Raw genomic sequence first — 7,450 nt, 5'->3', positions numbered from 1 at the left:
GTGGGAGCTGGCTTGTCGAATCGTCGCACCGCTGCGATGCAGACACCTCGGTACATCAGGCACATCCGGTGGATGCCATCGCTGCGATGCAGGTGATCCGACAAGCCGGCTTGCCACACCGGACAAAAATCGACGAACCCCCTAAATCCCCCCACCGCTGGTGCGTTTCAAGAACATGAAGTCCGTACCCACGCTCCACCAGCGTATTGAGGGATCGAAAGATGTCAGTCGCGACCACCCGTATCGAAGCCCCCCAGGTCAGCCCTGAGCCTGTGGAAACGCTCTACCAGTTCGAAGAAACGCCGTTGCTGGCCCGCCAGCGGCAGCAGGAGTCCAACGCGCGCAGCTATCCCCGCCGCATCCCGTTGGCACTCAAGCGTGCCAAGGGCATTTACGTGGAAGACGTGGAGGGCCGCCGTTTCATCGACTGCCTGGCCGGCGCCGGCACGTTGGCGCTGGGCCATAACCATGCGGTCGTGATCGAAGCGATCCAGCAGGTACTCAGCGATGAGTTGCCGTTGCACACCCTCGACCTGACGACGCCGGTCAAGGATCAGTTCGTACAGGACCTGTTCGGCCTGCTGCCGGAAGCGTTGGCGCAAGAAGCGAAAATCCAGTTTTGCGGCCCTACGGGCACCGATGCGGTGGAAGCGGCATTGAAACTGGTGCGCACCGCCACTGGCCGCAGCACGGTGCTGTCTTTCCAGGGCGGTTACCACGGCATGAGCCAGGGCGCGTTGAGCTTGATGGGCAGCCTGGGGCCGAAAAAGCCGCTGGGCGCGCTGCTCGGCAATGGCGTGCAATTTTTGCCATTCCCTTACGACTACCGTTGCCCCTTCGGTCTGGGCGGCGCAGAGGGTGTGCGGGTCAATCTGCATTATCTGGAAAACCTGCTCAACGACCCGGAAGCGGGTGTGTTGCTGCCGGCGGCGGTGATTGTCGAAGTGGTGCAGGGCGAGGGCGGCGTGATTCCGGCTGACCTCGACTGGCTGCGCGGCCTGCGACGTATCACGCAGCAGGCGGGTGTGGCGTTGATCGTGGATGAAATTCAGAGCGGTTTTGCGCGCACTGGCAAGATGTTTGCCTTCGAGCACGCGGGCATCATTCCGGACGTGGTGGTGTTGTCCAAAGCCATCGGCGGCAGCCTGCCGATGGCGGTGGTGGTGTATCGCGACTGGCTCGACACCTGGTTGCCGGGCGCCCATGCCGGAACATTCCGGGGCAATCAGATGGCCATGGCGGCGGGGTCGGCGGTGATGCGCTACCTCAAGGAACACAACGTGGCAGGCCACGCGGCCGCCATGGGGGACCGCCTTGTCGAGCACCTGCGCATCCTGCAGCGCGACTTCCCGCAACTCGGGGATATTCGCGGTCGCGGGCTGATGCTTGGCGTTGAGCTGGTAGACCCGACGGGTGCGCCGGATATTCAGGGCCACCCGCCGGTGCACCGTCAACTGGCACCGCTGGTGCAGCGCGAATGCCTCAAACGCGGCCTGATCCTGGAACTGGGCGGCCGACATGGCTGTGTGGTGCGCTTCCTGCCGCCGCTGGTGATCACCGCCGCCGAAGTCGACCAGGTCGCCGAGATCTTCGGCCGCGCATTGGCGGCGGCGGTCGCCAGCGTCTAATTTTTTCACGGCTTGATACGTTTCTACAGATATCAGTGCTGCGCGTGGTGCGCGGCCAGCCCTTTAAGCGATGGAGAACAGCAATGACCTCAGTATTTGACCGCGACGACATCCTGTTTCAGGTAGTGGTCAACCACGAAGAACAGTATTCCATCTGGCCGGACTACAAGGCCGTGCCGGAAGGCTGGCGCACCGTGGGCAAGAGCGGCATGAAGAAAGAGTGCCTGGCCTACATCGAGGAAGTCTGGACCGATATGCGCCCGTTGAGTTTGCGCCAGAAGATGGACAGCGCCGCACTCGCTAGCTGATTCACCCCATTAAAATGTGGGAGCGGGCTTGCCCGCGATAGCGGTGCGTCTGTCGCCGAATTCGTTGACTGACACGCCCTCATCGCGGGCAAGCCCGCTCCCACATAAAGCCTTACTGCGGTGTGTTGGTGTACAGATAATCCGTCGCCAACGACGCCAACGACGCCAACGTCCGCACCCCCACCACCAACGCCGACTCATCCACAAAGAAGCCCGGATTATGATTCGGCGCCGCTTTGCTCATGTCCTGATCCCGTGGGGTCACGCCCAGAAACACAAACAGCCCCGGCGCCTCCTTGGCGTAAAAGGAGAAGTCTTCGGCACCACCCACCAGAGGCCCTTGCACCACATCATCCTTTGCCGCCCAGCGCAGGCTTGGCAGCATTTTCTCGGTCAGTGCGGGGTTGTTGATGGTCGGGTCGTATTTCTCGATGATCGTGACTTCGGCCTTGGCGCCGCCACTTTCGGCGATTTTTTCCACGGTCTGGCGCACATCCGCGTGCAGTTTCTGGCGAATGCCGTAGTCGTAGGAGCGAATCGTGCCGGTCATGTCCACCGACTCGGGAATGATGTTGTAGCGGGTGCCGCCGTTGATGGTGCCGATGCTCACCACCGACGGAAATGACGAAATATCCGTGCGGCGGCTGACCACGGTTTGCAGGCCGACAATGGTCTGCGCGCCCACGGTGATCGGGTCGATACCATCCCAGGGGCGGCCGGCGTGGGTTTGTTTGCCGAGGATCTTGATGCGCAGGTCGTCCGAACTGGCCAGGGTCGGGCCGGGACGATAGGCAATTTGCCCGGCGGGCACACCGGCCCACACGTGCAAACCGAACACCGCGTCCGGTTTGGGCGCCTTCATCACGCCTTCCTGCACCATCATTTTTGCGCCCCAGGTGTTTTTGCCGTCGGGGATAAAGTCGCTCGGGCCTTCTTCGGCCGGCTGGAAATAAAACACCACCGTGCCGGGCAGGCGGTCGCGCATGCCGGTCAGAATTTTCGCCGTGCTCAGCAGGATGGCGGTGTGGGCGTCGTGGCCGCAGGCGTGCATCACGTCGACTTCTTTACCGAGGTAGGTGCCTTTGGCTTTGGAGGCGAAGGGCAGGTCGGCGACTTCCTTGACCGGCAACGCGTCCATGTCGGCGCGAAGCGCGACGGTAGGGCCGGGCAGGCCGCCTTTCAACACGGCGACGACGCCGGTGCGGGCCACGCCGGTTTTTACTTCAAGGCCCAGCTCGCGAAGCTGTTTGGCGACCAGTTCGGCGGTGCGGGTTTCGGTGTTGCCCAACTCGGGGTGGGCGTGAATATCGCGACGGGTTTCCAGCAGTGCCGGTTCGAGGATTTTGGCCTGGGCGGCAATTTCCTCCCGGGCACTGTCCTGGCCGCTGCTGGCGGCAATCACGGCACTGCTGGCGACGCCGCACAGCATGCCGAAAACCCACGGGTGTGTCAGACCGGTCAAACGCATAACTACCTCTCCCTGTTTATTGTTGTTGATCTTTCTCCTGCACAGTGCCGGCGGTGACCACCTGCACGCTCAAGCGCGGCGTGGCCAGGTCCAGCCCGGCCTCGTCCAGATGGCGCTTGAGCGACAGGTTGAACGCCCGCGACACTTCCCACTGCTTGATCGGCGCCGTCTTGAACCGTGCACGCAAAATCGCGCTGCCGGATTCAAAGCTTTCCACGCCCTGAATCTCCAGCGGCGACCAGATGTTGCGGCGTTGCAACGGGTCGTTGCGCATCTTCTGGCCGACGTCGCGCATCAGTTTGATCGCGTCGTCGATCTCCATGTTGTAGGGGATCGCCACGCGGAAGATCGCGTAGCCGAACTCCCGCGAGTAGTTCTTGATGCTCTTGATTTCGCTGAACGGGATGGTGTGCACGATGCCGTCGATGTCACGCAGGCGCACGGTGCGGATGGTCAGACCCTCGACCGTCCCCAGGTGGCCGCCGACGTCCACGTAGTCATCAATCGCCAGGGAGTCTTCAATGATGATGAACAGGCCGGTGATCAAATCCGCCACCAGCGACTGTGCACCAAAACCGATGGCCAGGCCGATCACACCGGCACCGGCGAGCAGTGGCGTCACGTTCATGCCCATGTTCGCCAGCGCCACGATGGCAGCGATGATAAAGATGGTCACGAACAGCACATTGCGGATCAGCGGCATCATGGTTTGCGCGCGCGCGTTGGCCAGGCCTTTGCGCGAGCGGGTCAGGGCGTGGTGGATCGCCGTGTCGCTGAGGATCCAGATCAGCCAGGCAAACAGCAGCGTGCCGCCCAGGCCAAACAGCTTGACGCTAATTTCATGGCCGTCGCCTTCGGTAAAGCGAATCAGCGACAGGCCCCATACGCGCAGGCCCAGCTCGATAAACACCAGCCAGACCACCAGGTGAGCCAGGGTGTAGACGAAGCTTTTCAGGCGCTCCGAGTACAGTGCGTGACGTTTGTGCCCGCGTTGCGGTTTGAGCGCGTGGCGGCGCACCAGCCCGTTGATCACCATGCACAGCACCAGCAACACCGTGCACAGAAGTGACTGGCGCAAGGCGGTGCTGGTGTCACCGGCAGACAGGAAGGTGGCGAACAGTGAGATGCACACCAGCAGCAGCGCCGGCAGATACCAGAAGCTGCCGATGATCGAGAGGGTGTCGGTGAGGGCGCGGCGCGTCAGGCGACGCGACAGCGGCTGGTTGCGGATCAGGTGCGCGATGGGGCGGCGGAACCGCAGGATAAACACGCCGGTGGACAGTGCAGCCATCACATTGGCGACCGTCGCGGCGGTGTGGGCCAGGTGTTGGCCCAGCGCCTGCACCAGACGCGGGTCACTCAAGGCTTCGCCAAACGCCGCGAAACTGCCGATCCACCACAGCGGGCGGAAGGCCTGGTGCCGCAGGATGTACAGCGCGCGGTGGCGGTGCGGGCCATCGAGCACCGAGAAGGCGATCACGCAGATTGCCGAGAAGCAGGTGCCGACCACCAGCGCATACGCCAGCACCATCGCCAGGGATTTACCGAGGGAGAAGGGCAGGGCGTAACTCAAGTAGATCGTGATGACCAGGGCGATCAGCCAGGGCCCCAGTTTACGCAGGGCGAAACGCACCATGTCCCAGGTGCGCGGGTGTTGCGGCAGTTCTTCCGGCAGGCCGAAGCGTTCGCGCACACGGTGGCTGAGCCAGATCAGCGCAGCGGCCAGTAGGCTCCACACCGCCAGGATTACGGCAAAGCCGAAAATTATTGGAAGCCACTCTCTGGCAGGCAGCATCAGCGCGCTGAGTTCATCCTTGGCCTGGTCGAATTCGTTGGACCAGCGCGCCAGTGGGCTGTCGGCGCCGGAGAACTGGGCTTCCAGCCCCGCCAGCGTGCCGCCGATCAAGCCCAGTACGCCTTGTTCGGCGGCGGGTTGGGCTTTTTGCGTGGCTTCGCGCAGCTTCTTCAAATCGCTCAGCAGCTGGGTGCGCTGCTGGTCGTTCTCCAGGGTCTTGATAACCTCGTCCAGCGACTGCCCCAGCGGCACGTCGGCCTGGGGTTGAGTCTTGCTGGTATTGCCGAGCAAGCCGGGCAGGCTCACGGCTTGGGCGGACGTGAGCGGCAGCAACGTGAGCAGGGCGATCAGGAGGTAACAGGGCAGGGCAAACAGACGGGAGAGCACGAGGCGGTCAACCTTGAAAACGACGAATTGACCGAGTGTACGAGGCCGCTATGCCAGATGCGAGTGCATTTGTCATTCCGCCAGTTTGGCGAGGATTTTGTAAACCACCGTGCCGAGGATCAGCAGCATGCCGATCCACATGCCAAACACGCCCAGCGGTTTGTCGCGGAAGTTGAAACCGACGGCGAGCATGATCATGCCGATCAGAATGGGGATAAGCATGGCGTGGAACGAGGACATGGAGATCATGGGGCGACGGCCTTGTCGGAGTGGGAATACTGACAAGTTTAGGTCGGATTGCTGGAAATGCAGGTGATATAGATCAGGTGTATACAAAACTAAATGTGGGAGCGGGCTTGCTCGCGAATACGGTGGATCAGTCACAGATGTTTTGACTGACACCCTGCATTCGCGAGCAAGCCCGCTCCCACATTTTTGACCACATTCAACCCATGAAATCAGGGCAGATCGCGACTCGCGTAAAACGCGCCCAACACCTTCACCAGATGCGCCAGATCATGGCTGCCGCACAATTCACGGATGGAGTGCATGGCAAACGTCGGCAGGCCGATGTCCACGGTGCGCACGCCCAGGTGGCTGGCGGTGATCGGGCCGATGGTCGAGCCACAGCCCATGTCGCTGCGCACCACAAAGCTTTGCACCGGCACTTCCTGGGCCATGCACAGGTGGCGGAAGAACCCGGCGGTTTCGCTGTTGGTGGCGTAGCGCTGATTGCTGTTGACCTTGATCACCGGGCCTGCATTGAGTTTCGGGCCGTGGTTGGCGTCGTGTTTCTCGGCGTAGTTGGGGTGCACGCCGTGGGCGTTGTCTGCCGACACCAACAGGGATTTCTGAATGGTGCGTACGAATTCATCACCTTCAGGCAACAGGCGGCGCAGGGTCTGTTCCAGCATCGGGCCGTCGGCACCGCAGGCGGAGCAGGAGCCGACTTCTTCGTGGTCGTTGCACACCAGCACGCAGGTTTCGTCGGTTTCGCTGGTGAGCAGGGCTTGCAGGCCGGCGTAGCACGACAACAGGTTGTCGAGGCGCGCGCCGGCGATGAAGTCGCCATTCAGGCCAATCACCGCTGCGCTTTGGGTGTCGTAGAAGCTCAGCTCGTAGTCGAGCACTACGTCGGCGTTCAACCCGTGCTCGCGTGCAAGCTGCTCGGTGAGCACGGCGCGGAAGTCGACGCGCTCGTCCCCGGCAAATTGCGCGAGGATCGGCGGCAGTTCGGTCTGGGCGTTGATCGCCCAGCCCTGGTTGGCTTCACGGTTCAGGTGAATGGCCAGGTTGGGAATGATGGCAATCGGCAGCTTGAAGTCGATCAGCTGGCTTTCGACCTTGCCGTCGCGGCGGAAGGTCACGCGGCCGGCCAGAGACAGGTCGCGGTCGAACCACGGCGCCAGCAGCGCGCCGCCGTAGACTTCCACGCCCAATTGCCAGAAGCCCTGGCGTTGCAGTTCCGGCTGGGGCTTGACCCGCAGGCACGGGCTGTCGGTGTGGGCGCCGACCAGGCGAATCCCGCCCAGCAACGGCGAGTGGCGGCCGAGCTTGAAGGCGATGATCGAAGAGTCGTTGCGGGTCACGTAATAGCGACCGTTGGCCTCGGTGGTCCAGGTTTCGCGCTCGTCGAGACGCTGGTAACCGGCCGATTCCAGGCGCTGGGCGAGGGCGGCAGTGGCATGAAAAGGAGTAGGGGAGGCCTTGAGGAAGTCGATCAGGCCTTGATTCAACGCTTCGCGCATAAATAGCTCCAGACAGCAGTGCGCGGAGTTTACCGTATTGGCTCCACATTTGAAGTGAAGCTAACTTCTTGAGCACAACACACGACCACTGTGGGAGCTGGCTTGCGTGCGATGGC

The 7,450-nt window shown here is 62.3% G+C and carries 6 protein-coding genes; 2 read left to right on the top strand and 4 right to left on the bottom strand.

Annotation, left to right across the window (positions count from 1 at the left end):
* The first annotated feature begins 221 nt into the window (after window positions 1–221).
* Window positions 222–1,628, top strand: a complete 1,407-nt coding sequence (locus tag BFW87_RS02090; RefSeq protein WP_078738339.1) for an aspartate aminotransferase family protein — start codon at window positions 222–224, stop codon at window positions 1,626–1,628.
* An 83-nt stretch (window positions 1,629–1,711) separates the two neighbouring features.
* Complete coding sequence (locus BFW87_RS02085) at window positions 1,712–1,936, top strand: MbtH family protein (protein ID WP_078738338.1); 225 nt, start codon at window positions 1,712–1,714, stop codon at window positions 1,934–1,936.
* A 112-nt stretch (window positions 1,937–2,048) separates the two neighbouring features.
* Here BFW87_RS02085 and BFW87_RS02080 read toward each other — a convergent pair whose 3' ends face one another.
* The 4 genes from BFW87_RS02080 to BFW87_RS02070 form a co-directional block, all read right to left on the bottom strand.
* Entirely contained in the window at window positions 2,049–3,404 is a 1,356-nt protein-coding gene (locus BFW87_RS02080; protein ID WP_078738337.1) for an amidohydrolase, read from the bottom strand.
* Window positions 3,405–3,420: 16 nt separating this feature from the next.
* On the bottom strand, window positions 3,421–5,586 hold the full coding sequence (locus tag BFW87_RS02075; protein ID WP_078738336.1) for a mechanosensitive ion channel family protein: 2,166 nt from the start codon (window positions 5,584–5,586) through the stop codon (window positions 3,421–3,423).
* A 72-nt stretch (window positions 5,587–5,658) separates the two neighbouring features.
* Complete coding sequence (locus tag BFW87_RS31940) at window positions 5,659–5,835, bottom strand: hypothetical protein (protein ID WP_010208820.1); 177 nt, start codon at window positions 5,833–5,835, stop codon at window positions 5,659–5,661.
* Window positions 5,836–6,044: 209 nt separating this feature from the next.
* Entirely contained in the window at window positions 6,045–7,334 is a 1,290-nt protein-coding gene (locus BFW87_RS02070) for a M18 family aminopeptidase (protein WP_078738335.1), read from the bottom strand.
* Window positions 7,335–7,450 lie beyond the last annotated feature (116 nt).

It is taken from the genome of Pseudomonas fluorescens, assembly GCF_002022275.1.
Taxonomy (GTDB): Bacteria; Pseudomonadota; Gammaproteobacteria; order Pseudomonadales; family Pseudomonadaceae; genus Aquipseudomonas; species Aquipseudomonas fluorescens_AJ.
This window is presented reverse-complemented; position numbering and strand designations above follow the sequence as displayed.